1 protein-coding gene is annotated in these 229 nt (G+C 61.1%); it reads left to right on the top strand.

Going from position 1 to position 229, the window contains the following annotated elements:
• A partial coding sequence (locus tag ACW9IR_RS30130) for an ABC transporter substrate-binding protein (protein WP_457466256.1) occupies positions 1-229 on the top strand: 229 nt, incomplete at both ends.

The raw sequence follows: 229 nt of genomic DNA, 5'->3' as shown, positions 1-229 counted from the left end.
ACGGCAGCGGTATCGACAAACCCGAAGACCTGATCGGCAAAACCATCGCCACGCCCTTCGTCTCTACCTCTCATTACAGCCTGCTCGGTGCGCTGAAGCACTGGGGCCTGGACACCAAACAAGTCAAGGTGGTGAACCTGCAGCCAGCCGAAATTGCCGCCGCGTGGAAACGCGGCGATATCGACGGTGCCTTCGTGTGGTCGCCGGCCCTGGGCGAAATCCGCAAGAC

It is taken from the genome of Pseudomonas sp. SDT291_1_S447 (assembly GCF_054070155.1).
Note: the sequence above shows the minus strand (reverse complement) of the source record. Positions and strands in the feature narration are given on the sequence as shown.